The following is a 23872-nucleotide window of genomic DNA, read 5'->3' as shown; positions in this document are numbered from 1 at the left end:
CGTAAATTTCCTTTTCGCGTCCCGACAGACCGGACACCCATTGCCCGCACCGTAGAGACGGATAGGTCGGCGACCCGAAGGCCGCCGACCCAAACCTTGGCAAGAAGCCGTCGATTACTTGAGTTCGACGGTTGCGCCAGCTTCTTCAAGCTGCTTCTTGATCGACTCGGCTTCGTCTTTCGACGCGCCTTCTTTAACAGCTTTCGGTGCGCCTTCGACCAGGTCTTTGGCTTCTTTCAGGCCAAGACCGGTGATTGCGCGAACTTCTTTGATGACGTTGATTTTCTTGTCACCAGCAGAAGCCAGGATAACGTCGAATTCGGTTTTTTCTTCTGCAGCAGCAGCACCGGCAGCAGCGCCACCAGCAGCAGCAACAGCAACCGGAGCAGCGGCGGAAACGCCCCACTCTTCTTCGAGAAGTTTGGAAAGCTCTGCAGCTTCAAGAACGGTGAGCTTCGAAAGCTCTTCAACGAGTGCCTTAAGATCGGCCATTTGTATAAACTCCTAGGCTTGAACTTGGATAAGTTGGTAAATTGGGTTACGCGGCTTCGCCTTTTTCGGCGTATGCCTTCAGCACCTGGGCAATCTGGGCCGCCGGCTTGGAGGTCAGCGTAGCGATACGCTGTGCCGGGGTCTGGATCATACCCACCAGTTTCGCACGCAGTTCGTCCAGCGACGGCAGTTCTGCCAGAGCTTTGACGCCCTGTTCGTCCAGAATCTGTTCACCGATGGCGCCAGCAACAAGAACGAGCTTGTCATTGGCTTTTGCGAACGTTGAGGCCACTTTCGCGACCGACGCGGGATCAGCCGAATAGGCGATCGCGGTCGGGCCGGTGAAGTGGTCTGCAAGACCGGCAAATTTGGTGCCTTCCAGAGCAAGTCGCGTAAGCCGGTTTTTGGTGACCTTGAAGCCCGCACCAGCATCACGCATCTGCGCACGAAGAGCGGTGATTTCCGCAACCGTCAACCCTTTGTACTGGGTAACGATAACGCCTTCCGCACCTTCGAACACTTCGCGCATTTCTGCTACGAACTGTGTTTTATCATCGCGGTTCACTTTAAGTCTCCGACATTGCTTATTGCCCTGAACCCCATGGGGGGTTCACAGACGTGACCAGTCCTTTCGAACCGGTCTGTGACGCCCGTCCGTTTGCCAGATGTCCAAGCCTTTTGTGATGCCCCGTTAACCGGGGAAAACTAAAAACCGGAACCTCTGCCTATGCAGGAGATTAAGAACGGCAAATACCGCTCACCTGCAGTCTGGGACAGACAGGTAGAGAGGATCTTGCAACCCTCTCCGGTCCTGACCGGCCGCATGCGACCGGTCAGAATTCTTGAATTACTTCGATGCGATGTCCGCAATCGACAGTTTCACGCCAGCGCCCATGGTCGAGCTGATGGCGGCGCGCTGCAGGTATACACCTTTTGCGCCTGTCGGCTTTGCTTTGACGATCGCAGAAACGAATGCCTTGGCATTTTCAACAAGCTGTTCTTCGCTGAAGGACGCCTTGCCGATACCGGCATGGACAATACCATTCTTTTCAGCGCGGAACTGAACCTGGCCAGCTTTGGCATCGGAAACAGCCTGGGCAACATCCATGGTCACGGTGCCGAGTTTCGGGTTCGGCATCAGGCCGCGCGGGCCGAGAACCTTACCGAGACGACCGACAACAGCCATCATGTCCGGGGTTGCAATAACGCGATCATAGTTCAGATCGCCTTTCTGCATTGCTTCCATCAGGTCTTCGGCGCCAACAGCGTCCGCACCAGCTTTCTGGGCTTCTTCTGCTTTGGCGTCTTTTGCGAAGACGGCGACGCGCATGGTTTTACCGGTACCATGCGGAAGCGAAACAACACCACGGACCATCTGGTCTGCGTGACGCGGATCAACACCAAGGTTCATCGCGATTTCAACGGTTTCGTCGAATTTCGCTTTTGCACCATCCTTGACGAGCTTGACCGCTGCGGTCAGTTCGTACTGGGTGTTACGGTCGATGCCCTCATAAGCCTGGGCAAGGCGCTTACCAGTCTTGGCCATCGTCTTACTCCACAACCTCGAGGCCCATAGCACGGGCAGAACCTTCGATCATCGCCATCGCGCCTTCAACGTCAAATGCGTTGAGGTCAGCCATTTTGGCTTCCGCGATTTCCTTGACCTGTGCTTTGGTCACTTTACCGATGTAACCTTTACCGGTCGTACCGGAACCTTTCGGAATGCCTGCTGCCTTTTTCAGGAAGTAGGATGCCGGCGGGGTTTTGGTGACAAAGCTGAAGGAACGGTCGGAATAAACGGTGATGACGACCGGAATCGGCATCCCTGGTTCCATCTGCTGGGTCGCTGCGTTGAACGCCTTGCAGAATTCCATGATGTTCACGCCGCGCTGACCAAGAGCCGGGCCGACGGGCGGCGACGGGTTGGCTTTGCCGGCGGGAATCTGCAGCTTGATATAGCCGTCGATTTTCTTCGCCATTAGAGTACCTCATTACAGAAGCGCGCGGTACGGTCATGGCTGACCTCCCGCGCTTTAAAAACTGTCCGCATCACGCAGACAGAAACTTCACTTGTATCAGCTCGTCAGAGCTTTTCGACCTGGGTATATTCCAGCTCGACCGGGGTTGAACGACCGAAGATCGAAACCGACACCTTAAGGCGCGCACGTTCTTCATCAACCCCTTCGACGACACCGTTAAACGATGCAAACGGACCGTCGGAAACACGGACTTCCTCGCCAACCTCGAACGAAATGGTCGACTTCGGACGCTCGACACCTTCCTGCACCTGATGCAGGATGTGCTGGGCTTCCTTTTCGGAAATCGGCATCGGCTTGCCACGGCTGCCAAGGAAATCGGTGACCTTGGCGGTGTTCTTGACCAGATGCCAGCTCTCATCCGTCAGGTCCATATTCAGCAGCACGTAGCCGGGGAAAAACTTCCGCTCGGCATTGACCTTCGCACCGCGACGAACCTCGACAGTTTCTTCCGTCGGAACCAGGACCTCTTTGATTTCGCCCTCAAGACCTTTCTTGATGGACTGTTCGCGGATCGACTGGGCGACTTTTTTCTCAAAACCCGAATGGACGTGCAAAACGTACCAGCGATGCGCCATGACTTAACCCCCGACACCAAAGATCAACTGAACGCCCCAGGCGAGAAGCTGATCCACAACAAAAAAGAAAACAGACGCCAAAGCCACCATGACGAAAACCATGATGGTCGAAACGGTCGTTTCCTTGCGGGTCGGCCACGAAACCTTTTTAGCTTCGGTGCGAACCTGCTGTACGAATTGTGCCGGCGACGTTTTAGCCATTGTCGGGGTTACACCGCTTTCAAAAATTCAATTCCAAGACCCGGGTAAATGGCAGGAGCGGAGGGACTCGAACCCACGGCCCTCGGTTTTGGAGACCGATGCTCTACCAACTGAGCTACACTCCTACAAGGTAATCAGAAAGTTGAATTTCTTCAGGTCTTTCCGACACAGTCCTGCCCGGGCGGCAGGGTGTGCGGGCGGCTTATATCCGCCCGCACATCAAAGATCAAGCACCCAATGGTGCAAATCTTCAAAAATTATTCGATGATTTTCGCAACAACACCGGCGCCGACGGTACGACCGCCTTCACGGATTGCGAAACGCAGACCTTCGTCCATTGCGATCGGTGCAATGAGGGTCGCGGTCATCTGGACGTTGTCGCCCGGCATAACCATTTCCGTGCCTGCCGGCAGCTCGATCGAGCCGGTGACGTCAGTGGTACGGAAGTAGAACTGCGGACGGTAGTTCGAGAAGAACGGCGTGTGACGGCCACCTTCATCCTTGGTCAGGATGTAAGCTTCTGCAGTGAACTTGGTGTGCGGCTTGATCGAGCCGACATGTGCCAGAACCTGGCCACGTTCGACGTCTTCACGTTTGGTGCCGCGCAGCAGCGCGCCAATGTTGTCGCCAGCTTCACCCTGATCGAGCAGCTTGCGGAACATCTCAACGCCGGTGACGATCGTTTTGACGGTGTCTTTGATACCGACGATTTCGACTTCTTCACCAACCTTGACGATACCGGTTTCAACACGGCCGGTCACAACGGTACCACGACCCGAGATCGAGAACACGTCCTCGATCGGCATCAGGAACGGACGGTCTTTCGGACGTTCCGGTGCCGGGATGTAGCTGTCAACAGCTTCCATCAGTTTCAGGATCGCTTCTTTGCCAATCGCGTCATCACGACCTTCAAGGGCAGCAAGAGCCGAACCTTTAACGATCGGAATGTCGTCGCCCGGGAAGTCGTAGGACGACAGAAGTTCACGGATTTCCATTTCGACGAGCTCAAGCAGCTCTTCGTCATCGACCTGGTCAACCTTGTTCATGAACACGACGAGGGCCGGAACGCCAACCTGACGCGCAAGCAGGATGTGCTCGCGGGTCTGCGGCATCGGGCCGTCTGCTGCCGAAACAACCAGGATGCCGCCGTCCATCTGTGCCGCACCGGTGATCATGTTCTTGACATAGTCAGCGTGGCCCGGGCAGTCGACGTGCGCATAGTGGCGGTTCGCCGTTTCGTATTCGACGTGCGCGGTCGAGATCGTGATACCACGAGCTTTCTCTTCCGGCGCCTTGTCGATCATGCTGTAGTCCTGGAACGATGCGCCGCCGCTCTCTGCGAGAACTTTGGTGATCGCTGCGGTCAGCGTGGTTTTACCGTGGTCAACGTGGCCGATGGTGCCGACGTTCACGTGCGGTTTTGTACGCGCAAACTTTTCTTTAGCCATTACACTCAGATCCTAATCCGAACCAAAAAAAACACGTAAGAACCCACCGCACGAGCCGACGGGATCATATAAAATCTGGAGCGGGTGAAGGGAATCGAACCCTCGTCGTAAGCTTGGAAGGCTTCTGCTCTACCATTGAGCTACACCCGCATATTCTCTTTGCGAGCTCTCGCGAGGGCGAGAGAATGGTGGAGGGGGCAGGATTCGAACCTGCGTAGACTAAGTCGGCGGATTTACAGTCCGCTGCATTTGACCGCTCTGCCACCCCTCCATCAGGGTCAAAACGTTGTCGGGGTTAACCCCCGGCTTCGTTCGGCGAGGGAGGGAATACGTTGCAGGGCCCTTCCTTGTCAACAGCAAAAAAAACACGAAATCGTATTTCCTTTCCTATATGTTCCCCATGCTTTCGTTCCAAAGCGAAACAAAGTGCATTCACACCCTTACCGTCCGGAGGTTTCCGCCATTATGTCGCGTCGCAACAATTCACGTTCTGCCAACCGTTCGACCGGAACGGGTCCGGGCGACAGCTTCCCGCAAGACGATGATAAACGTGACGGCAATTCGCGTCGCGGACGAAAACGCGGTCGCGACGGCGGCAATGCAAGCAACGCTTCGCGCCTGATTCTGTTTGGCCGTCACCCGGTTCTGAACGCGATTTACAATCCGCAACGCACGATTCATAAAATCTGGGCGTCCGAGGCCGTGCGCGACGAAATCGTTGCCGCCCTTGCCGATACCGAACGCACCGATGTCCAGCTTGACGCCGCCGGGCGCACCGATCTGGATGAAATGCTGCCGCCGGGCACCGTCCATCAGGGCATGGCCATGCATTGCGCCCCCCTGCCCCAGATTTCCGTAGAAGAACTGATTGCCGATACCCGGGACGAGGAACAATGCACGGTCCTCATCCTTGATCAGGTCACCGACCCGCACAATGTTGGGGCGATTCTTCGCAGTGCGGCTGCCTTTGGTGCGGCTGCCGTCATCGTGCCGGACCGTCACGCCCCGCCTGAAACCGGTGTTCTGGCCAAATCGGCCAGCGGCGCGCTTGAAACCGTGCCCTATATTCATGCGGGCAACCTCAACCACACCATCGAAAAACTCAAAGCCGCCCATTTCTGGCTGGCGGGCATGGATGGTTATGCCGAACAGACCCTGGCCGAAGCCAAGCTGAAGGGCCGTGTCGGAATCGTCATGGGCTCCGAAGGTGACGGCCTGCGCCGCCTGACGCGCGAAAATTGCGATTTCCTCGTCAAACTGCCGATGTCGGACCGCATCGAAAGCCTCAATGTCTCGAACGCGGCCGCGGTTGCCCTTTACGAACTGTACCGGACACGCGGCTGAAAACCTTTGACGAATCCCGTGATGCCAAACCGGCATCACGGCCCGCCAACATCCGCGACAGGACCGTGATTTTCAGGGATGCAATTTTCTGATCTTTTCCCTGTTTCAAAGTCTTGCATTCGCGAACGGCCCGGATTATGTTTCGCGCCGCTTGGCCGGCATAGCTATAATTGGTAGAGCAGCGGATTTGTAATCCGAAGGTTGGGAGTTCGAGTCTCTCTGCCGGCACCATTAAAAGAAAACCCCGCATCGCCTTTTGGGCTGCGGGGTTTTCTTTTCTGATCATAATATTTAGTTAGCCGGTTCGATTATACCCTCGCTCTATCAGGCAAAATTCAACGGATTTTTATTGGTTCGATTAGTATATAAGATCAACCAAGGAGCGGTGTTCAGATGTCAAAAAAAGTACATTCCATAATTAAATTCGATGGGCCCGCACTGGCGGATCACACGATGGATGTGGCACACTTGGCTCCTGCGCTAATAGCTTTGTCGGATGTAATTAAGGCTGCAAACCAGCAGTTTAACGGCGACAGATCTGCAGTTAAATTGTTGGTCAACGCTGATACAGAACAGCATTGTTTCGAACTTTCGCTACAACTGGCCCAAACAATCTGGGAGCAAGTCGGCGCACTCATTCAAGATGATAATGTTGCAACAGCTAAAGAAATAGCTGAATGGGTTGGTATAGTGGGAGGTGGCACAACAGCCGGATCAGTCTCCTTGTTTAGTCTTATACGGTTCCTCAAAGGGAGAACTGTAAAAGATACAACCATCATCAAAAGCAAAGATGGAAATCATCAGGTACAGATTAGAGTAGAAGGCGACGATAATGCCGTCGTTGTATCTCAGCCTGTTTATCATCTGTATGCAACCAAACCGGTACGTGACAAAGCTATCGCCGTTCTTCAGCCCCTGAGATCTGAGGGTTACGAATCTCTGGAATTCCATGACGATGGAATGATATTCGAACGCTTCACAACTGAAGACGTACCTGACCCAAGCGCTGACGAAATGCCCGATATACGCCCAACGAACCAGCAGATATCCAAAATTAGAACCGAGGTTCGAATTAGAAAGGCTGCCTATGAAGGGAAATCAAAATGGACCTTGATGTACATGCGGGCTATTGAGGCTCCCATAGACGACCTTGAATGGTTGGAGAAATTTCAAAAAAATATGATTTCCGCTCCTCCCAACAGCAGCCTTGATGTCGATCTTGAACAGACTGTCATCGTAAACGAAAATGGTGAAGCTCTCGAGGAGCCAACTTATCGCGTTTTAAAGGTTTATAACGTGATACTACCTATGAAACAGGCTGGGCTTTTTGACGAAAAAAGCTAAAGAAAGTTCAGACAAAAAACGCCATCTGCGGGTGCGTTGAACTCTCATCAACTGTCATCGCTACTAGTAACTGCTTCTAATTTTTCGGGGACGTGTTGTATTCCTAACCTCTTAGGGAACCAAACCATACCGAAGTTTGTTTTGGTCAATTCGCGATCATCCGCCCACCCAGCAAAACAAACGCTGTCCCCATCACGCCCTGAATGGCGCGGTAGGCCCGCCGATAAACGCGCATGACGGCCTCGGTTGAAAAGAACCACGCCAGCGCCAGATGCCAGCCAAACGAGAAGGTCGTCGTGCCCAGCACAATCGCAAGCCCGACCCAGCCCGGGGCATCGGGGCGAAGCACAATCGACATGATCGAAAACCAGAAAAGGGCAGCCTTGGGATTGCTCATCTGCACCAGAAGTCCGCGCCGGACATAACGCCATAACGGACGATCCGCCTTCGCATCCGACACCGGCACCTCAAGCCCCTGCCCCCGGCTTTTATAGGCACTGCGCAGCGCCATGAACCCCATATAGATCAGATACCCACCGCCAATCCAGCGAAGGGCAATCGCCACTTCCTCGGACGCGGCAAGGATCGCGGTCAGGCCAAGGACCGTCATCGTTGACCAGCAGATCGTACCCGTACCGATGCCAAGCGCAATCCCCAGTCCCGCCCGGCGCGACACCGTCATGGAGGCACTGGTCACCGCCAGAAAATTCGGACCGGGCGACATCACCGCCATGGCAAAAATCGCATAGGCGGTCAGAAGATAGGGGACATATTCCATCGCGTCCTCGGATTTATGGTGGCTGGCGGCTTCGCCGTCATGCGGGATTTGCGCGATAGTGCCAGTTTTTCGGTAACACGGGAACGGGAATCCCGTCTGATCTCTCCCTGCCCCGGCATCGAAACCGCGGCACCATAGGCTCCCGCTTCCGCGGGAGTGACGGGCAGATTTGTGAAGGCCCCCAAACGTCATGCCCGCGAAGGCGGGCATCCAGTCAGCGGTACGACAAACTCAATACGTTGGCATTGTCGTCTTACCGCCAGGGGACACTATCGTTTCTCGACCAGAAAACCCTCGGCCATGAGGCTGAAGGCATCAACCGCCTTGGGCAAGGCTGATTTCGGATCATCGCTGTCTGCGACCCACAAGGCCGCATTCAGCGCGGCACCGCAAAGAAGCCGTGCAGCAGCATCGATATCAACTGGCTTCATAACGCCGTCCGCGATCAATTTCCCGACCACCTGTTTCGTTGCTTCCAGACACGCATTCTGGCTCGGCCAGTGCGACGGATCCCCCAGAAAGGCCGGACCATCCAACAGCACGATCCTGCGCACCTCGGGATCAAGCGCCATCGCGATATAGGCCGCACCTTCGGCCAGAAGCTGTTCCCACTCGTCCCCGGTATCAGCACTGGCAGCCTGGGCGCGTGCGACCATCTCGCCATCGACCCGCGCCACCACGGCTGCAAGCAACCCCTTCTTGTCACCGAAATTGTGATAAAGCGCCCCGCGCGTCAGACCAACCGATGCCGTCATCTCATCCATCGATGATGCGGCAAATCCCTGCGATCCGAATGCCTTGCGCCCCGCCGAAATAAGCTTTTCGCGGTTTTCTTCCATCGTTTCCTGGCGACGTCGTACAGCCATTGCATGTCTCCTTTTTGATTGCCTGACATATATCATTTCACATACGTCACGTATATAAAACTTGACATACGCCGTGTATCTGAGTTTTATATACGCATCGTATGTGAAATTGCACACCCAGATAAAAGGATAATCCACATGGCACAGCGTAACGCCATTTTCCCCGCCAACCGACATGCCCTTTATGCCGAACACGGCTATTCCGCCGCGATCAAATCGGGCGACCTTCTGTTCGTTTCCGGTCAGGTCGGCAGCCGCTCTGATGGTTCACCCGAACCGGATTTCGAGGCACAGGTCCGCCTTGCATTTGCCAATCTTGAAGCAACGCTCAAAGCAGGTGGTGCCACGCTTGACGATATCGTCGACGTCACGACCTTCCACACCGATCCCGAAAATCAGTTCGGAACGATCATGAAGGTAAAGGGCGAAGTTTTCCCCGAAGCCCCCTATCCGAACTGGACGGCAATCGGCGTCAATTGGCTGGCCGGGTATGACTTTGAAATCAAGGTCATTGCCCGCATTCCGGGCTGAAGACCTGAACCGGACAAAATCCGGCATCAACATTTTCCAGACACATACCAGACCCACGCAAAGGATAATCCACATGGCACAGCGTAACGCCGTTTTCCCCGCCAACCGGCACGCCCTTTATGCCGAACACGGCTATTCCGCAGCGATCAAATCGGGCGACCTTCTGTTCGTATCCGGTCAGGTCGGCAGCCGCTCTGACGGTTCGCCCGAACCGGATTTCGAGGCACAGGTCCGTCTGGCATTCGCCAATCTTGAAGCAACGCTCAAGGCTGGTGGCTGCACGCTTGACGATATCGTCGATGTCACGACCTTCCACACCGATCCCGAAAACCAGTTTGAAACGATCATGAAGGTGAAGGGTGACGTCTTCCCCAAAGCCCCCTATCCGAACTGGACTGCCATCGGCGTGAACTGGCTGGCCGGGTTTGACTTCGAAATCAAGGTCATCGCCCGCGTTCCGGACTAATGATCACCGGACTTGAAACGCAAAACGGCGCGCGAGAAGCCCCTCGCGCGCCGTTTTTCACACTATCAGATGAGTGCCCGCCCCTACCCGCGTTTCGAAGTCGCGTAGCGTTCCGATTCCTCGTAATAGGCATCAAAGCCGATGCGATTGCGCAACTGCCCCCAATCCATCAGCATATCGGTGCGTGGCTTGCCCGCTTTCATCAATTGCAGGGTTTCAACCATCGCCTTCATTGCCGCTGCCATAAGCGATAATGGATAGGCCGCGATCTGATAGCCGATATCACTCAGTTCTTCGGGGGTCAGATCGGGGGTTTCCCCACCTTCGACGATATTGGCCATTTTCGGCCCCGGAAGGGCGGCACAAAGCTCGCGCATTTCCGCGACGGTTTTCGGCGCTTCGACAAACAGAATATCCGCGCCCAGTTCGGCAAATTTCGCCGCCCGGTCAATCGCCTCGCTCAGACCATGCTGATGCCGGGCATCGGTACGCGCAAGGATCAGGATATCCGCCCCGGCATCGCGGGCATCAACGGCGGCCTTGATACGGTCAAACGCCTCGTCCCGGCCAACGACCTCCTTGCCCTTGGTATGACCGCAACGCTTGGGCGCAAGCTGATCCTCGATCATCACCGCGGCACAGCCTGCCTTGGCAAAGCCGGCAACGGTGCGTTTCACATTCATCGCATTACCATAACCGGTATCGCCATCACCGATCACGGGGATCGAAACCGCATCAGTGATGTTGCGCGCCTGATCAAGCACTTCGCCATAAGACATCAGGCCAAGATCAGGCTCACCAATCCGCGAAGCCGCGGCCGAAAAGCCCGACATGAAAGTCAGGCCAAAGCCTTCCTGTTCGATCAGCTTGGCCGAAAGCGCATCAAAGCAGCACGGCATGGTGATCAGATCGCCAGTCGCCAGAAGCGCACGGAGTTTATCGGCAGGAGTGATTTGTTTGGTCATAAGCGTCACATTTTAAAGGGGATATACAGGGCAAGATCATGCCAGACATACAGAATGGCCGCCGTCAGGAACATCAGAAGCAGGAACGGCAACACACCGCGCGCCACTTCGCCCAATCGCGTTTTCGCCACCGACTGAATGACATAAAGGTTAAGCCCCACCGGTGGCGTGATCAGCGCGCATTCAACCATGATCACCATATAGACCCCGAACCAGATCGGATCGAAGCCCAACGCCAGGGCCGCCGGCAACAGAACCGGCGTCATGATCAGCACCATTGAAAGTGCTTCGAACACCAGCCCCATGATCAGCAATACGACCGTCACGACGAGGATAAAGCCAAGTTCGGTATCGATCCCCTGGCTGATCATCATCGAGATATCCTGCGGGATGCGATACAGCGTGATCGCCTTGCCAAACACCTTGGCCCCGGCAATGATCAGAATGATCGCAACCGTGGTCGCCATGGTATCAAAAATCGCAAGCTTCAACGCCTTCCAGGTCAGAACCCTCATCGCTGCCGTAATCAGCAGGGCAGCGGCAAAGCCGATGGCCGCGGCCTCGGTCGGGGTAAAGGCCCCGGAATAGATCCCCGATATGATCAGCACCGCCAGAAGCACGGCAGGCAGGGCCTTTAACGTGGCGCGCTTGCGCTCATCCCAGCCGCGTTTTGGTTCGCGTTCCTGCCCGCCAAACCGGGCATAGATCATCGAATAGACGATAAACAGCAACAGCAACGCAATGCCCGGCCCGACCCCGGCAAGGAAAAGCGCAATCACGGATTCTTCGGTCACGAAGCCATAAATGATCATCGGGATCGAAGGCGGGATCAGGATGCCAAGCGTGCCGCCCGCCGCCATCAGGCCATAAACGAAACGCTTGTTATAGCCGCGCTGGACCATTTCCGGAATGGCGACCGTGCCAATCGTGGCCGCCGTTGCCACCGATGATCCCGAAATCGCGGCAAACACGCCACACGACAGGATGGTCGCCACCGCAAGCCCGCCCGGCCAATGCCCGACCCAGGCGCTGACTGCGGCAAACAGGTCATTACCGACCCCGGCGCGCAGCAGGATGTTGGACATCAAAAGGAACAGCGGCACCGACAGCAGAATAAACCCATCCAGTGTCGACAGGATCGCCTGCGGTGCCATCAGCGGCGAAAACCCGCCAATGATCAGCATGCCAAGACCAAGCCCGCCCAGCGCAAAGGCCACCGGCACACGGATCAGCAGCAAGGCGAACATTGCCGCAAGTGTCAGGATAATTGTCATTCGTGCGCCCCTTCCGGAATATCCTTGCCGCGGATCACGCCGACAATTTCAATGATGGCCTGAACAGCCAGAAGCGCAAAACCGATCACGACCGGGATTTCCGCAACCCACGCTGGAAGGTCAAGCATCGTGCCGCTGGTGCGGCCGCGCTCGAAACTTTCAAGGAAGATTTCCCAGCCCTTGAACGTCACCATGACGGAAAACACCAGAACCACCGCCATCGCGATGATTTCAAGCAAGCGGCGCATCCCCGGCTTGCAAAGCCGGGTGATCGCATCGACGGAAATATGCCGCCGTGCCGCCAATGCCCATGGCATGCCAAGTAGTGACCCCCAGATCAGGCAAAGCTGCGAAAGCTCTGCTGCCCAGATGGTGGGACGAATAAAGAAATACCGGGCCACGACCTCATAGGTCAGCATCACGCCCGCTGCGACAAACAGCAGGGCCGCGATCCAGGCCAGCAAAAGCATCAAACGATCAAACATGATAAAAATCCTGGCCGTACCGGCATGGTGGCCTCCGGTCCCGACCGCCTCCTGAAAAGAGAGACTGGTGAATAGATGAAAAGACATCACCGCAACGGCTTGGTTGCCGAAAATGCGGTGATGTCTTCTTTATTGGCAGTTCAGTCTATCGTCCGCGGGCAAGGCTTAAAGCTTGCTCGCCGCGTCAAAAACCTGCTTGCCCAGATCACCGGTATGGCTAAGGAATTCCTCGTAAACCGGTTTGGCAACTTCACGCCATGCCGCCATTTCCTCTTCGGTCGGGGTATAGACGGTCATGCCGTTGGCCTTGGCTTCTTCGTAGGCTTCGGCTTCGATCGATGACATGCGATCACGCACGTCTTTTTCCGCATTCATCGCCGCGGTCGAAATGATGTCGCGCTGTGCATCCGAAAGGCCGTTCCAGAAATCGGTATTGATCACCACGATGAATTCAACATCGGCATCGTTGGTGGCGGTCACGGTATCCATGACTTCCCAAAGCTGGCGGGATTTGACGCCCGACATGCCGGTCATGCCGACATCAACCGTGCCACGCTGATAGGCGATATATTGCTCGGACCCGGAAATAAGGGTCGGCGCACCGCCAGCCGCTGAAATGAAATCGCCCTGGGTTTTGGAAAACACGCGGACTTTCTGGCCTTTAAGACCTTCCGGGCCTTTGATCGGGCCACCATTCGACAGCATGATCGATCCGCCATATGCCTGCCACCACAGGACGGTCGCACCGGTATCGGCAATCGCCTCATCCAGCGGACCACGTACCGGCGATCCCTTGGCAACCGCGGCACGGACTTTCTCTTCGGAATCAAGCAGGAACGGCTGATAGAACACATCGACCGCCGGCACATCACCGACATAACGGGTCAGCGATGCGACACCCATTTCAATCGCCCCGGAACCGACGGCGGCGGGAACTTCCTTGTCCTTATAAAGCTGCGCACTGTCATAAATCTCGACCGCGATATCGCCGTTCGATTTTTCCTCGACCTCGTTCTTGAACATCAAAAGGTTCTGACCAAGATGGCTTTTCATCGGCAGTTGCAGCGAAATCCGCAATGTCAGATCGGCTGCAATGGCACTATGGGTCATGCCGGTAAAACCAACGGCAGCCATCAGGGCCGCCGCAAGGGCAAATTTCTTCATGACGAACGTCCTCCGGGGTTTTTTATTTTATACAAAAGCTTTCAGGCGCAAAGATGCGCTCATCCCGGTTTGGCATTCAAGATGTTTTGGTCATACCACTGTCACACGCATTAACCCTTAGTGCGCTGCACAGCAGCATGAAGGTCTTCTGTTCCGGGGGAAAGCGCCCTGCCCGGCAATCACATGCTGCAATGCAAAAAGTGAATAATCGGGCTGATTATTCACTTTTTCTACGTAATCTGGCATGCCAGAAAAACGGTTTTGAATACAGAATACGGGAATCGTTCACCTGCGCGTTAATTGGCAAGCCGCTTATACATCACCGTCGTTGCGCTCAGCTTTTCGGAAAACGGATCACGGGCATAGGCCGGGATCACGCCCACCGTTTCAAAGCCGAGCGAGGCATAAAGCGGCTCTGCACTGTCGCCTGTTCTCGTATCAAGTGTCAGCAGATGACGTGCTTTCGCAAACGCCCGTTTTTCCAGTGCCTCCATCAGTTTTCGCGCAATGCCCATGCGGCGATATTGCGGATGCACCATCAGTTTGCAGACCTCGCCACGATGGACCTGATTGGGCATGGTGGCGCAATCAAGCTGCACGGTTCCCACCACCTTGCTGCCCCCCAGCAGCGCCACGAACAGATCGCGCCTGCCGCCCCGCATGGCGGGCAGGACCATGTCGCGCCAGAAGCCAATTGCGGCGGCGGCATCAAACGGTTCGATAAATCCGATGCTGGCCCCGTCATGAACGCAGGCATGCAGCATCTCGCCAAACGCCTCCAGGTGGCTTTCAAGCTGATCGGGGTCAAAGCTTGCAATGGTAATCTGGTCGCTCATTTTTTGGGGGGCCTCATACTTTCATACGATGAAAAGGTGATAGATCGCGCCTTTATCGGCGGGGGCTTCAAAGCTGCTGGGGCCTGAAAGCCGGTATCGCAGGCAATCCCCGACATTCAGCACATAGGCCTTGCCCTCCACCGTGATATGCAGTTGCCCGGCCAGCATCACCAGATGATGTTCAAGCCCCGGGCGTGGCGTTCCCTCGTATTCGATCCGTGCGCCGGGATCGAGTTCGCATTCGATGACTTCCGCCATCAGCCCCTGCGCGGGTGGCGAAACCGTCCGCCGGAAAAAACCGGTCTCCAGGTCGGCCCAGGTCCGCTGCAAACCGCGATAGACAAGCGGTTTGAACTCGTCCTCGACCATCTGCATCAGGCGCGACATCGGCAGGCCATAGGCGGCACAGAGCTTGCCCAGAACATGCGCCGTCGGACTGACCTCGCCATTCTCAAGCCGCGACAGGCTGGCCCGGCTGACGTCACTGCGCGCGGCCAGCTCCTCCAGCGACCATCCCCGCTCCGCCCGCAGCGCACCCAACCGCTCCGCAATCCTCCGATCCATCATCCCACCACCTCAAGCTCGACAATTAGGGAATTATTCCCATATATGAGAAATCGTCAACGAGAATCGATGTGGTTGTTGGAGGAGGTGGCGTATGGAGCGGGAGTGGGGGGACGAGAGCGAGAGCGAGGACGAGGACAAGAACAAGGAAAGGAGAATACGAGGAAGGGATGAGGGCGAGGAAGGAAGAGGGTCTGTGGGTAGGCGTGTTGGCGCGGAGCCCCCCCTGCTCCAGTTTGGTTTGCGATTCTTGGTGTTTGGGTTGTGGATGCGAGGGCGGATAGAGGGAAAGGCGCGTGGCGTTTGTTAGGCTTGGGTTAGGTCAAATCCGTCGCGGGTCCAGCTTTGCAGGCCGCCTTTGAGGTTCATCACCTTGCAATCAAGGTGCGGGAGAACAGCATTGGCAGCGCCGAAAGATCGCTGGCCGACGGCACAAATGAAGACCAGATCCGTCTCTGTATCGTCGGCAAGGTCGACAAGTGCCGGAATGTCGAAATTCGAGGTCGGCATATTGATCGCCCCGCTGATATGGCCGGACTTGAATTCGTCGGGTTCGCGGACATCAATCAGGGTCACATTGCCCTGTGCGATCAGGTGATCGAGTTCACCACTTTCGACGAAAGTCACACTACCATCGGTCATTCGTTACTTCCCTTCGGGGCAGGTTTGGCGCACAGTGGACGACAGTGGACTGATATAAATTTTGCAGCCTGACTGTGCAATTGCAAAACGGCTGCGGCGGATGTTTTCGTCGGCCGGCCAAGCTATTCCCGATGTCGGGGCCGGTCACTTTGAAGTGATCGTTTCGCATGCGTTTTTACCAACAATATTCGTAAGTTGGCCATTGCGGAATGAAACCGGAAGCCCCACGTCAAAGGGACAAGGTTACAGGAGCAGACCCTATCCGGGTGTATTCACCGGTAATGTCTGCCCGCAACAAAAAGTGACTTTGGGCTGCCGCGTGCCGGGGCCGCAAAATTTCCATCATCGGTTGCAAATATTGCAAGCCATTCTAAAAAGTCATCAAAGCCGTTTTCTTTGCCAATATCTGGCAGACCTTTAAACGAACCTTAAATAAAGTTCATTAGTTTATTTACTCACCGCCCGCTTAAACGAGATGTTTATTTCGGGCGCAGACAGAATGAACGGCGGCTATTTTCAATGCTGCCGCAGTGCAGCAAACCCGCTGCATTCTTGCAACAGGATCGGGCCCGCCGCCCCCATCAGGCCGGTTAAGCCCCAAGATCAAAAGAACACAGGAAACGACATCTGACAGAAGTGCGATAACGTTGGAAAGGAGACCGCGCCATGGCTGAAGACAAGGACATCTTCGAGCTGTATGCGGAAGGCTATGACGGAAAACGCGAAACCGAACTAACCATCCGGGACTATCTTAATCTATGTCGCGATGATCCATCGGCCTACGCATCCGCAGCCGAGCGGATGATCAAGGCAATCGGCGAACCCGAAATGATCGATACCTCGACCGATTCCCGTCTCGGCCGAATTTTCCTGAACCGCACCATCAAACGATATCCCGCCTTCGAGGATTTCTTTGGCATGGAAGAAACCATCGAACGCATCGTCGGTTTCTTCAAATATGCCGCCCAGGGACTGGAAGAACGCAAACAGGTTCTTTATCTGCTGGGCCCGGTTGGCGGCGGCAAAAGTTCGCTTGCCGAACGGCTGAAGGAACTGATGGAGGTCGAGCCGATCTATGTGCTGAAAGCCGGCGATCAGATCAGCCCGGTTTTCGAAAGCCCGCTTGGCCTGTTTAACCCGGCCAAGATGGGTGATGCGATCGAAGACAAATACGGCATCCCCAAACGCCGCCTGACCGGGCTTATGTCACCATGGGCGGTCAAACGGCTTGATGAATTTAACGGCGATCTTTCGAAATTCTCGGTCGTTAAACTGATCCCGTCGCGCCTGCGTCAGATTGCGATTGCCAAAACCGAGCCAGGCGATGAAAACAATCAGGATATTTCGTCGCTGGTCGGCAAGGTCGATATCCGCAAACTTGAATATTACAGCCAGAACGACCCGGATGCGTACAGCTATTCCGGCGGGCTTAACCGCGCCAATCAGGGACTTCTTGAATTTGTCGAGATGTTCAAGGCCCCGATCAAGATGCTGCATCCGTTGCTGACGGCAACACAGGAAAGCAACTATATCGGCACCGAGAACCTTGGTGCGATCCCGTTCCAGGGCCTTATTCTGGCGCATTCGAACGAGGCCGAGTGGCAAACCTTCAAGGCCAATAAAAACAACGAGGCTTTTATCGACCGTATCAGCGTGATCAAGGTCCCCTATTGCCTGCGGGTGACAGAGGAAACCCAGATTTACGACAAGCTGTTGCAGGGATCCGAACTGGAACAGGGGGCATGTGCGCCCGGTACGCTTAAGATGCTGGCACAGTTTTCGGTCCTGTCGCGTTTGCAGGAACACGAGAATTCAAACCTGTATTCCAAGATGCGCGTCTATGACGGCGAAACATTGAAGGATGTCGACCCCAAAGCCAAATCGATGCAGGAATATCGCGATACCGCGAGTGTCGACGAGGGCATGGACGGCATTTCGACACGGTTTGCCTTCAAGGTGCTTTCGGAAACGTTCAACCACGACACCCACGAGGTTGCGGCCGACCCGGTCCATCTTATGTATGTGCTGGAACAGGCAATCCGGCGCGAACAATATCCGGAGGAACGCGAGAAGGATTATATGGATTTCATCAAATCCGAACTGGCCCCGCGCTATGCGGAGTTCATCGGGGCGGAAATCCAGAAGGCCTATCTCGAAAGTTATTCCGATTATGGCCAGAACCTGTTTGACCGTTATGTCGCCTATGCCGATGCATGGATCGAGGATCAGGACTTCAAGGACCCCGATACCGGTCAGTTGCTGGATCGCAAGATCATCGATCAGGAACTGTCCAAGATCGAAAAACCGGCGGGTATCGCCAATCCGAAGGATTTCCGCAACGAGGTCGTCAAGTTCGCCCTGCGTGCACGTGCCAATAACAAGGGCAAGAACCCGGCATGGACATCGTACGAAAAACTGCGCGAAGTCATCGAAAAACGCATGTTCAGCCAGGTCGAAGACCTGCTGCCGGTGATTTCCTTCGGGTCGAAAAAAGACAGCGACACCGAGAAGAAGCATAACGAGTTCGTCAAACGCATGATTGATCGTAACTATACCGAACGTCAGACCCGTCGTCTGGTCGAGTGGTATATGCGTGTGAACAAGGCCGGTTAAGCCCAAGCTGCGGCTTTGCCGACCCGCACCGGGCGGTTTGTCCCCTTGTCCGCCCGGTGCACCGAGTTCCCGGCCGACGGTTTTCCAACGAGCGTCGGCCGGGGTTCTCGAAACGATACGTGCGCAAGCAAGGATATGATGGCCCATGCTTTATATCGTCGACCGCCGCAAGAACCCGAAAGGCAAAAGCCTTGGCAACCGGCAGCGCTTTATGCGGCGCGCAAAGGCACAGATCAAAAAGGCGGTAGAAGACACCATCCGCACCCGCGGCATTACCGATATCAATAGCGGCGATTCCATCACCATTCCGGGAAAGACCCTGCATGAACCGGGTTTCCATCACGCACGCCGCGGCGGGGACCGCAATTATGTCCTGCCCGGCAATAAAAAGTTTGTGCCTGGCGACCGGATTGCCCGCCCGCAAAGCGGCGATGGTGGTGCCGGCGGATCACAGGCCAGCCCCGATGGCGAGGGCGAGGACGAATTTCAGTTCAGTCTGACGCGTGACGAGTTTCTGGATATCTTTTTCGAAGATCTGGAGCTGCCCGACCTTTTGAAAAAAAGTCTGAAACAGACCACCGCCTATCGTACGGCGCGGGCCGGTTTTTCGGTCGAGGGTACGCCATCGAACCTGAGCCTTGTGCGCACCATGCGCAACTCGCTGGCGCGCCGGATCGGTTTGCGACGCCCGAAAACCGCACAGGTTCGTGATCTTGAAGACAGGATCGCCGCCCTTCAGGCCAAGGCGGAAAAACGCCCATCCGGCAAACTGACCAAGACGGATGAAGACACGCTTCACATGCTTCTGGCCGAACTTGAGGAAGCCAAGCGCCGCATGAAGGCGATCCCCTTCATCGACCCCATCGACACACGGTTCAACCAGTTCCAGCAAATCCCCGATCCAAACACCCAGGCGGTCATGTTCTGCCTGATGGATGTGTCCGGATCAATGTCCGAGCAGATGAAAGAACTGGCCAAACGGTTCTTCATGTTGCTGCATCTGTTTTTGCACCGCAGATACGAGCATGTCGATGTGGTGTTCATCCGCCATACATCGCGCGCCGCCGAAGTGGACGAGGAAACGTTTTTCTATTCGCGTGAAACCGGCGGCACCATCGTTTCCACCGCGTTAGAGGAAATGAAACGCGTGCTGAAGGATCGTTACCCGACTGATCAGTGGAACATCTATGCCGCACAGGCATCGGACGGCGACAATTATTCCAATGACGGGGCAAAATGCACGGCGTTGCTGGCCGAAGACCTTTTGCCGAAATGCCAGTATTACGCCTATATCGAAATTACCGACGAGCGCGAGGCCGAGATTTTCTCGTCCGCCGAAGGGGAAACCGCCCTTTGGAAGGCCTATGCCCCGGTTGCACGCACCAATGCGCGATTTGCCCTTAAACGGGTGACCAAGGCCGCCGATATCTTCCCGGTATTCCGGGAACTGTTTGCCAAGAACCGTGCAGAAAAACTAAGCGGGGTCAAAGGATGACCGAGAAACGCACGACCAAAGCGGACATGGAAAAAACCGCCGCATCCGATAGCGCGCCCGGACTTCTGTTTTCCGGTGCGGATTGGGATTTCAACACCCTGAAAGCCACCTATGACGCGATTGAGGATATTGCAATCAACGAGCTCAAGCTGAATGTCTATCCCAATCAGGTCGAGGTGATTACGTCCGAGCAGATGCTGGATGCCTATTCATCCATCGGTATGCCGTTGATGTATCACCACTGGTCGTTCGGCAAACGGTTCGTGCGCGACGATGTGATGTATCGCAAGGGATATCAGGGTCTTGCCTATGAAATCGTGATCAATTCCAACCCCTGCATTTCCTATGTGATGGAAGAAAACACCATCGTCATGCAGGCCTTGGTGATTGCCCATGCGGCATTTGGCCATAACCATTTTTTCAAGAACAATTACCTGTTCAAGCAATGGACCGATGCGGAAGGTATTCTCGATTATCTGCAATTTGCCAAACGCTATATCGCCAAGTGCGAGGACAGGTACGGCTTTGATGCGGTCGAACGGGTTCTGGATGCGGCCCATGCGCTTATGGAACAGGGGGTAAACCGGTATTCACACCCGGAAAAACCCAATCTGGCCGAGGAACTTGAACGCGAACGCGAACGCGCGAAATACGAGGACGAGACCTATAACGATCTGTGGCGCACCCTGCCCCAGGCCGAAAAGGACGATGAAGACCTTGATGAAATGCGCCGAAAAATGCGGATGGAAGAACGCCGGGCCCAGTTTGGCCTGCCGGAAGAAAACCTGCTTTATTTCCTGGAGAAAAATGCCCCGTCCATGCAGTTGTGGGAACGCGAGATTTTGCGGATCGTGCGCAATATCGGGCAGTATTTCTATCCACAGAAACAGACCAAGATGATGAATGAAGGCTGCGCGTGCTATGTGCATTACGCGATCATGAACAGCCTGTATGACAAGGGTCTGATTTCCGAAGGTGCGATGATGGAATTCATCGATTACCATTCGCGCGTCGTGTTTCAGGCCGAATATGATGATCCGCGCTATTCCGGGTTTAACCCCTATGCGCTTGGCTTTGCCATGATGCAGGATATTCACCGCATCTGTGTCGACCCGACCGAGGAAGACCGCAAATGGTTCCCCGATATTGCAGGCAATAATGAGCCGGTTGAAACGCTAAAAGAGGCATGGGCGCATTACCGCGATGAAAGCTTCATCCTGCAATTCCTGTCCCCGAAACTGATGCGCGACATGCGGATGTTCCTGATCGAGGATCTGAGTTCCAGCCCGCATCTGGAAGTTGCCGCCATCCATGACGATAACGGATATCGCAAAGTGCGCCGCGCGTTGGCGCGCATGCATGATATTTCGGTCCGCGAACCGGACATGCAGGTGGTTGATGTTGATATTCGTGGCAACCGGCAGCTTTACATCCAGCATACCGAACATGACGGCATCCGGCTTGAAAAGTCCGAAGCGGAAATGACCCTGGGCTATATCGGGCAGTTGTGGGGATATGGCGTGACTTTACAGGCCGTCGACCATGAAACCGGCGAAATCCTGCATGAAATGGATTACACCCCCGAAGACCTTGCCAACGCCTGACCGTATCTCTGCGGCAGTTTAGCCGATCCAGAATCCGATCCGTATCGTTGAAATACGGCGGAACAGGATTTGTATTTTTGCGCACCAAAGAAAACCTGAAGCTGTATCAGGCCACGAACCTATCCATCTAAAACCGTGACTTCGGCACAACCACCCCCAAAGATTGTGCTTTATCAGCAGGTACAATCGATTTATTCACAGGCCCCTTAATTAATAATGGAAATCAGTTGCATCACTTTCATGCAACTGCATATTACTTGCGGTATTAATTCGTGCCGCACCCGGTGCGGTTTCGAATTCCCGGTTCATAGCGCAAGATGGAAAATCGATCCGATGGCGTCCCGCCTGGCAGCCCGCATTGCACATGCTCTTGTTCTGCTGCTTGCCGTTTCGGTTGCGGGTTTTGCCCTGCTTCGGCTGATGCCGGGTGATTTTGCCGAAGTCCTGTTGATGGCGCAGATGGATGGCACCCTGCCCGATGCCACCCAGGTTGCGCGATTTGCCGATACGCATGGTCTGAATGATCCGTTGCCGTTGCAGTATCTGCGCTGGCTGGGCGGATTGATGCAGGGCGATCTTGGTCTTTCGCTTGTGACCCGCGAACCGATTATCACCGACATTCTGTTGCGGATTGAACAATCGCTGATCCTTGCGGTCTGCGCGCTGGCGGTTGCCCTGTTGCTTGCGGTGCCGATCGGTATTGTGTGTGCGGTTTATCCCGACAGCAGAATAGATCGGATTGCGGGGATCATCAGTGTGATCGGCATGTCGATCCCGAATTTCTGGTACTCGCTGTTGCTTGCCCTGCTGTTTTCGCTTGCACTTGGCTGGTTGCCAACCGGAGGGCACGGCACATGGCAGCATGCCGTTTTGCCGACCCTTGTGATTGCGACATCCATCACCGGCGTTCTGTCGCGGTTCGTGCGCAGCAGTCTTCTGGAAGAATTGTCAAAACCCTATATCCGCACCGCACGCGCCAAGGGCGGCAGGCGGCGGCGCGTGGTTCTGCATCATGCCATTCCCAATATCGTGCCGGGTCTTCTGACATTTTCCGGGCTGCAATTTGCCCGGATTTTTGATGGCATGATCATTGTCGAAACGCTGTTTGCGTGGCCGGGGATCGGGCGGTATCTGGTGGAATCGCTGCTTAATCGTGATTATCCGGCGATACAGGCCTGTTTCCTTCTGATTGCGGCATCCTACATTCTGGTCAATCTGATCGTCGATATCACCATATCGGTTTACGACCCCCGCACGCGCGAGATCGTCTAGATGCTGGCGCGGTCCTTTGTTCCCAAATCCGTCGCCCACGAAAAGCTGGCCATCCTTCTTGGCCGGAATGGCAATATGTATGCCGCCATTGTCGTATCGGTGATGGTGGCGATCCTGATCCTGCCGTTCTTTGCGCCGCATGATCCCTATCAGACGCAATTCCTGTTTCGGTTGCAGCCGCCAAGTCTGGATTATCCGCTGGGCACGGATGCGATGGGGCGCTGCGTGTTTTCGCGATTGCTTTATGGCGCACGGCTTACCACCGCATCGGCGATTGTCGTGGTAATTGCGTCATCGCTGTTTGGCAGCCTGCTTGGCACGGTTGCGGCAATGATCGGCGGGACACCGGACCGCATCCTGATGCGGTTCTGCGAGGGCATTTCGGTTTTCCCGGCACTGGCAATCAGCATGATCATTGCCGGGGTGCTGGGGCTTGGACTTAACGCCGTTATCATTGCCCTGATTGCCATTCACTGGACCGACTATGCCCGGATCGTTCGAAATGCGGTGATTGTCGAACGGGCCAAGCCCTATGTCATGGCAGCCGAGGCACTTGGCGCACCGCATCACCGGATCGCAAGACGCCATATCCTTCCCAATATCGTCGGGCCGCTTCTGACGCTTGGTGCCTATTCCATGTCCTGGGTGATCCTGTCCTTTGCCGGGCTCAGTTTCCTTGGGCTTGGCGTTGAACCGGGCACGCCGGAATGGGGCCTGATGATTGCTGAATCCCGCAACTATCTTCGCGATTACCCGCGGCTGGTTCTGGCGCCTGGCCTGACCATTGCCGGGTTTGTCATTGCCGTAAACCTGCTTGGAGACGCGCTTGGCGATCGTTTCCGGCTCAGTCAGATCAACTATCTTCACTAGAAGG

Annotated in this window: 25 protein-coding genes and 4 tRNA genes; 10 read left to right on the top strand and 19 right to left on the bottom strand. The window is 55.3% G+C overall.

Annotation, left to right across the window (positions count from 1 at the left end):
- Positions 1-114: 114 nt before the first annotated feature.
- The 10 genes from rplL to J7395_RS12150 form a co-directional block, all read right to left on the bottom strand.
- Positions 115-492, bottom strand: coding sequence for a 50S ribosomal protein L7/L12 (gene rplL, locus J7395_RS12195; protein WP_062952271.1), 378 nt, complete (start codon positions 490-492; stop codon positions 115-117).
- A 46-nt stretch (positions 493-538) separates the two neighbouring features.
- A complete protein-coding gene (gene rplJ / locus J7395_RS12190) occupies positions 539-1057 on the bottom strand; it encodes a 50S ribosomal protein L10 (RefSeq protein WP_037991699.1) in 519 nt (172 codons plus the stop codon).
- A 282-nt stretch (positions 1058-1339) separates the two neighbouring features.
- Positions 1340-2038, bottom strand: coding sequence for a 50S ribosomal protein L1 (rplA, locus tag J7395_RS12185; RefSeq protein ID WP_007092432.1), 699 nt, complete (start codon positions 2036-2038; stop codon positions 1340-1342).
- Between the two features lie 4 nt (positions 2039-2042).
- Entirely contained in the window at positions 2043-2471 is a 429-nt protein-coding gene (gene rplK, locus J7395_RS12180) for a 50S ribosomal protein L11 (protein ID WP_062952272.1), read from the bottom strand.
- A gap of 104 nt (positions 2472-2575) precedes the next feature.
- Entirely contained in the window at positions 2576-3106 is a 531-nt protein-coding gene (gene nusG / locus J7395_RS12175; RefSeq protein ID WP_007092434.1) for a transcription termination/antitermination protein NusG, read from the bottom strand.
- 3 nt (positions 3107-3109) lie between these two features.
- On the bottom strand, positions 3110-3307 hold the full coding sequence (gene secE, locus J7395_RS12170) for a preprotein translocase subunit SecE (RefSeq protein ID WP_062952273.1): 198 nt from the start codon (positions 3305-3307) through the stop codon (positions 3110-3112).
- A gap of 49 nt (positions 3308-3356) precedes the next feature.
- Positions 3357-3432, bottom strand: a tRNA-Trp gene (locus J7395_RS12165).
- Between the two features lie 132 nt (positions 3433-3564).
- Positions 3565-4755, bottom strand: a complete 1191-nt coding sequence (gene tuf / locus J7395_RS12160; protein WP_040059651.1) for an elongation factor Tu — start codon at positions 4753-4755, stop codon at positions 3565-3567.
- 76 nt (positions 4756-4831) lie between these two features.
- Positions 4832-4905 (bottom strand) — tRNA-Gly (locus J7395_RS12155).
- A gap of 36 nt (positions 4906-4941) precedes the next feature.
- A tRNA-Tyr gene (locus J7395_RS12150) sits at positions 4942-5026 on the bottom strand.
- A gap of 194 nt (positions 5027-5220) precedes the next feature.
- Between J7395_RS12150 and rlmB the strand changes: the two genes are divergently transcribed.
- The 3 genes from rlmB (at position 5221) to J7395_RS12135 (ending at position 7443) form a co-directional block, all read left to right on the top strand.
- Positions 5221-6099, top strand: a complete 879-nt coding sequence (rlmB, locus tag J7395_RS12145) for a 23S rRNA (guanosine(2251)-2'-O)-methyltransferase RlmB (RefSeq protein ID WP_114121219.1) — start codon at positions 5221-5223, stop codon at positions 6097-6099.
- Between the two features lie 154 nt (positions 6100-6253).
- A tRNA-Thr gene (locus tag J7395_RS12140) sits at positions 6254-6330 on the top strand.
- Between the two features lie 162 nt (positions 6331-6492).
- Positions 6493-7443 carry a VCBS domain-containing protein gene (locus J7395_RS12135; RefSeq protein ID WP_209221639.1) on the top strand — a complete coding sequence of 317 codons (951 nt, stop codon included), beginning with the start codon at positions 6493-6495 and terminating at the stop codon, positions 7441-7443.
- Positions 7444-7588: 145 nt separating this feature from the next.
- Here the strand turns inward: J7395_RS12135 and J7395_RS12130 are convergent, their stop codons facing one another.
- Together J7395_RS12130 and J7395_RS12125 are read right to left on the bottom strand one after the other, a co-directional pair.
- Positions 7589-8221: a LysE family transporter gene (locus tag J7395_RS12130; protein WP_062959194.1), complete on the bottom strand. Its 633-nt coding sequence runs from the start codon at positions 8219-8221 to the stop codon at positions 7589-7591.
- 269 nt (positions 8222-8490) lie between these two features.
- A complete protein-coding gene (locus tag J7395_RS12125) occupies positions 8491-9087 on the bottom strand; it encodes a TetR/AcrR family transcriptional regulator (RefSeq protein WP_209221638.1) in 597 nt (198 codons plus the stop codon).
- A 138-nt stretch (positions 9088-9225) separates the two neighbouring features.
- Between J7395_RS12125 and J7395_RS12120 the strand changes: the two genes are divergently transcribed.
- Positions 9226-9618 carry a RidA family protein gene (locus J7395_RS12120; RefSeq protein ID WP_209221637.1) on the top strand — a complete coding sequence of 131 codons (393 nt, stop codon included), beginning with the start codon at positions 9226-9228 and terminating at the stop codon, positions 9616-9618.
- Between the two features lie 73 nt (positions 9619-9691).
- Positions 9692-10084, top strand: coding sequence for a RidA family protein (locus J7395_RS12115; RefSeq protein ID WP_209221636.1), 393 nt, complete (start codon positions 9692-9694; stop codon positions 10082-10084).
- An 83-nt stretch (positions 10085-10167) separates the two neighbouring features.
- Here the strand turns inward: J7395_RS12115 and J7395_RS12110 are convergent, their stop codons facing one another.
- The 7 genes from J7395_RS12110 to J7395_RS12080 all read right to left on the bottom strand — a co-directional run bounded on the left by J7395_RS12110 (position 10168) and on the right by J7395_RS12080 (position 16014).
- Complete coding sequence (locus tag J7395_RS12110; protein ID WP_209221635.1) at positions 10168-11049, bottom strand: isocitrate lyase/PEP mutase family protein; 882 nt, start codon at positions 11047-11049, stop codon at positions 10168-10170.
- A gap of 5 nt (positions 11050-11054) precedes the next feature.
- Positions 11055-12323 (bottom strand): TRAP transporter large permease, encoded by a 1269-nt coding sequence (locus J7395_RS12105; protein WP_007092235.1) that lies wholly within the window; start codon positions 12321-12323, stop codon positions 11055-11057.
- Positions 12320-12808: a TRAP transporter small permease gene (locus tag J7395_RS12100; protein ID WP_209221634.1), complete on the bottom strand. Its 489-nt coding sequence runs from the start codon at positions 12806-12808 to the stop codon at positions 12320-12322. Before J7395_RS12100 ends, J7395_RS12105 begins: the two co-directional genes overlap by 4 nt.
- A gap of 165 nt (positions 12809-12973) precedes the next feature.
- Positions 12974-13972: a TRAP transporter substrate-binding protein DctP gene (gene dctP, locus J7395_RS12095; RefSeq protein ID WP_062959199.1), complete on the bottom strand. Its 999-nt coding sequence runs from the start codon at positions 13970-13972 to the stop codon at positions 12974-12976.
- 296 nt (positions 13973-14268) lie between these two features.
- Positions 14269-14808, bottom strand: a complete 540-nt coding sequence (locus J7395_RS12090) for a GNAT family N-acetyltransferase (RefSeq protein WP_209221633.1) — start codon at positions 14806-14808, stop codon at positions 14269-14271.
- Positions 14809-14829: 21 nt separating this feature from the next.
- A complete protein-coding gene (locus tag J7395_RS12085) occupies positions 14830-15375 on the bottom strand; it encodes a helix-turn-helix transcriptional regulator (protein WP_082824803.1) in 546 nt (181 codons plus the stop codon).
- Between the two features lie 303 nt (positions 15376-15678).
- A complete protein-coding gene (locus J7395_RS12080) occupies positions 15679-16014 on the bottom strand; it encodes a rhodanese-like domain-containing protein (protein ID WP_209221632.1) in 336 nt (111 codons plus the stop codon).
- Positions 16015-16680: 666 nt separating this feature from the next.
- Between J7395_RS12080 and J7395_RS12075 the strand changes: the two genes are divergently transcribed.
- The 5 genes from J7395_RS12075 to J7395_RS12055 all read left to right on the top strand — a co-directional run bounded on the left by J7395_RS12075 (position 16681) and on the right by J7395_RS12055 (position 23868).
- Positions 16681-18627, top strand: a complete 1947-nt coding sequence (locus J7395_RS12075) for a PrkA family serine protein kinase (protein ID WP_062952549.1) — start codon at positions 16681-16683, stop codon at positions 18625-18627.
- A 145-nt stretch (positions 18628-18772) separates the two neighbouring features.
- A complete protein-coding gene (locus J7395_RS12070) occupies positions 18773-20122 on the top strand; it encodes a YeaH/YhbH family protein (RefSeq protein ID WP_097050744.1) in 1350 nt (449 codons plus the stop codon).
- A gap of 26 nt (positions 20123-20148) precedes the next feature.
- Positions 20149-21726, top strand: a complete 1578-nt coding sequence (locus tag J7395_RS12065) for a SpoVR family protein (RefSeq protein ID WP_062952965.1) — start codon at positions 20149-20151, stop codon at positions 21724-21726.
- 333 nt (positions 21727-22059) lie between these two features.
- A complete protein-coding gene (locus J7395_RS12060) occupies positions 22060-22998 on the top strand; it encodes an ABC transporter permease (protein WP_247742103.1) in 939 nt (312 codons plus the stop codon).
- Complete coding sequence (locus J7395_RS12055; RefSeq protein WP_209221630.1) at positions 22999-23868, top strand: ABC transporter permease; 870 nt, start codon at positions 22999-23001, stop codon at positions 23866-23868.
- The last annotated feature ends 4 nt before the right edge of the window (positions 23869-23872 follow it).

The organism is Thalassospira sp. A3_1 (assembly GCF_017744215.1).
GTDB classification, from domain to species: domain Bacteria; phylum Pseudomonadota; class Alphaproteobacteria; order Rhodospirillales; family Thalassospiraceae; genus Thalassospira; species Thalassospira lucentensis_A.
The sequence above is the reverse complement of the archived record's forward strand: the minus strand, read 5'-3'. Positions and strand labels throughout refer to the sequence as shown.

Bases quoted from the DNA above. Each gene is read 5' to 3' on its own strand.
- rplA (WP_007092432.1), bottom strand. From the start codon at position 2,038: ATGGCCAAGACTGGTAAGCGCCTTGCCCAGGCTTATGAGGGCATCGAC.
- J7395_RS12075 (WP_062952549.1), top strand. From the start codon at position 16,681: ATGGCTGAAGACAAGGACATCTTCGAGCTGTATGCGGAAGGCTATGAC.
- rplL (WP_062952271.1), bottom strand. From the start codon at position 492: ATGGCCGATCTTAAGGCACTCGTTGAAGAGCTTTCGAAGCTCACCGTT.
- J7395_RS12110 (WP_209221635.1), bottom strand. From the start codon at position 11,049: ATGACCAAACAAATCACTCCTGCCGATAAACTCCGTGCGCTTCTGGCG.
- J7395_RS12080 (WP_209221632.1), bottom strand. From the start codon at position 16,014: ATGACCGATGGTAGTGTGACTTTCGTCGAAAGTGGTGAACTCGATCAC.
- J7395_RS12065 (WP_062952965.1), top strand. From the start codon at position 20,149: ATGGAAAAAACCGCCGCATCCGATAGCGCGCCCGGACTTCTGTTTTCC.
- J7395_RS12070 (WP_097050744.1), top strand. From the start codon at position 18,773: ATGCTTTATATCGTCGACCGCCGCAAGAACCCGAAAGGCAAAAGCCTT.
- secE (WP_062952273.1), bottom strand. From the start codon at position 3,307: ATGGCTAAAACGTCGCCGGCACAATTCGTACAGCAGGTTCGCACCGAA.
- J7395_RS12055 (WP_209221630.1), top strand. From the start codon at position 22,999: ATGCTGGCGCGGTCCTTTGTTCCCAAATCCGTCGCCCACGAAAAGCTG.
- J7395_RS12135 (WP_209221639.1), top strand. From the start codon at position 6,493: ATGTCAAAAAAAGTACATTCCATAATTAAATTCGATGGGCCCGCACTG.
- J7395_RS12090 (WP_209221633.1), bottom strand. From the start codon at position 14,808: ATGAGCGACCAGATTACCATTGCAAGCTTTGACCCCGATCAGCTTGAA.
- J7395_RS12085 (WP_082824803.1), bottom strand. From the start codon at position 15,375: ATGATGGATCGGAGGATTGCGGAGCGGTTGGGTGCGCTGCGGGCGGAG.
- J7395_RS12100 (WP_209221634.1), bottom strand. From the start codon at position 12,808: ATGTTTGATCGTTTGATGCTTTTGCTGGCCTGGATCGCGGCCCTGCTG.
- rplK (WP_062952272.1), bottom strand. From the start codon at position 2,471: ATGGCGAAGAAAATCGACGGCTATATCAAGCTGCAGATTCCCGCCGGC.
- dctP (WP_062959199.1), bottom strand. From the start codon at position 13,972: ATGAAGAAATTTGCCCTTGCGGCGGCCCTGATGGCTGCCGTTGGTTTT.
- J7395_RS12130 (WP_062959194.1), bottom strand. From the start codon at position 8,221: ATGGAATATGTCCCCTATCTTCTGACCGCCTATGCGATTTTTGCCATG.
- J7395_RS12120 (WP_209221637.1), top strand. From the start codon at position 9,226: ATGGCACAGCGTAACGCCATTTTCCCCGCCAACCGACATGCCCTTTAT.
- J7395_RS12060 (WP_247742103.1), top strand. From the start codon at position 22,060: ATGGCGTCCCGCCTGGCAGCCCGCATTGCACATGCTCTTGTTCTGCTG.
- nusG (WP_007092434.1), bottom strand. From the start codon at position 3,106: ATGGCGCATCGCTGGTACGTTTTGCACGTCCATTCGGGTTTTGAGAAA.
- J7395_RS12105 (WP_007092235.1), bottom strand. From the start codon at position 12,323: ATGACAATTATCCTGACACTTGCGGCAATGTTCGCCTTGCTGCTGATC.
- J7395_RS12115 (WP_209221636.1), top strand. From the start codon at position 9,692: ATGGCACAGCGTAACGCCGTTTTCCCCGCCAACCGGCACGCCCTTTAT.
- tuf (WP_040059651.1), bottom strand. From the start codon at position 4,755: ATGGCTAAAGAAAAGTTTGCGCGTACAAAACCGCACGTGAACGTCGGC.
- J7395_RS12125 (WP_209221638.1), bottom strand. From the start codon at position 9,087: ATGGCTGTACGACGTCGCCAGGAAACGATGGAAGAAAACCGCGAAAAG.
- rlmB (WP_114121219.1), top strand. From the start codon at position 5,221: ATGTCGCGTCGCAACAATTCACGTTCTGCCAACCGTTCGACCGGAACG.